Origin of the sequence: Marinobacter sp. EVN1, from assembly GCF_000475375.1 — a bacterium.
GTDB classification, from domain to species: Bacteria; Pseudomonadota; Gammaproteobacteria; order Pseudomonadales; family Oleiphilaceae; genus Marinobacter; species Marinobacter nauticus.
The window spans coordinates 1-1172 of sequence record NZ_AXCB01000036.1; the positions used below are offsets into that span (position 1 = coordinate 1).

Annotated in this window: 1 protein-coding gene and 1 pseudogene; both read right to left on the reverse strand. The window is 60.7% G+C overall.

All coding sequences use genetic code 11. The annotated features are described in order from the left end of the window. Positions 1-492 (reverse strand): annotated as a pseudogene (locus tag Q674_RS0120885) (potassium-transporting ATPase subunit B); the annotation flags it as partial. Positions 493-526: 34 nt separating this feature from the next. Further along, positions 527-1172: potassium-transporting ATPase subunit KdpA (locus Q674_RS34655; RefSeq protein WP_036199595.1), on the reverse strand; the 646-nt coding region annotated here is incomplete at its 5' end.

The following is a 1172-nucleotide window of genomic DNA, read 5'->3' on the forward strand; positions in this document are numbered from 1 at the left end:
GCTGACACCGCTGTTGTCGGTTCCGGCTTCCCGAAGCACCGGCGCGGATTCACCGGTGACCGCGGACTCGTTGATGGTGGCGGCGCCTTTCACAATCTCGCCATCAGCCGGGATCAGTTCGTTCGGTTTTACCACCACCCGGTCGCCCTTCCGAAGGTCTGTGGCAGGCACCTCCTTGTGCTGCTCGCCATCGAGTTTGCGGGCCTTCAGGTCTTTCCTGGTTGCCCGGAGCGCACCCGCCTGAGCCTTGCCGCGAGCTTCCGCGACAGACTCGGCGCCATTGGCGAAGAGGACGGTGAATAGCAGGATCGCACTGATCGCGAAATCCAGGCCAGCCGGGGCACCCTGGGCCAGATGGCTCAGGCCCAGCAGAAACGTGATCACCGTTCCGATACCGACGACCATCATGACCGGGTTGCGGGCCAGATCCTTTGGCGTCAGCCGCTTGATGGATTGGCCGACAACTGTGCCCAGATCAAGTGAGTCAGTCATTTTAGGGGTTCTCTTGGACATCATCATTCTCCACTCAGGACATCAGAGCCAGGGCTTCAGCGATCGGGCCGAGAATCAGCACCGGCATAAAGCTCAGCAGGGTAAACATCACAATCACCGCCAGGGTCATCAGCCCGAAGGTGGGCGTGTCGATGCTCAGGCTGCCCCGACCTTCCGGCGCGGAACGCTTGGCGGCCAGTGACGCGGCGATTGCCAGCGGTGCGAGAATCGGGATGAAACGACCGAGGGCCAGGTTGACGGCACAGGTCACGTTCCACCACACGGTGTTGTCGCCAAGACCTTCGAAGCCCGAACCGTTGTTGGCAAAGGCCGAGGTATACTCGTAGATCACCTGGCTGATGCCGTGGAAGCCCGGATTGGAGTTGCCGGTCAATGCCGGGAAGGCAACGGTGATGGCGCTGAAACCGAGGATCAACAGGGGCTGGATCAACAGGGCGATACAGACGAGCTTTATTTCCCGGGTTTCCAGCGCCTTGCCGGCAATCTCCGGTGCCCGGCCAATCATCAGCGAGCCCAGGAATGCCGCCAACAGCAGGAACAGCAGGTAGCCGATCAGACCCACGCCAATACCGCCAAAGGTGACGTTGATAAACATGTCGATCATCGGAATCATGCCGCCGATGGGGTTAAAGCTGTCATGCATGCCGTTGACGGACCCG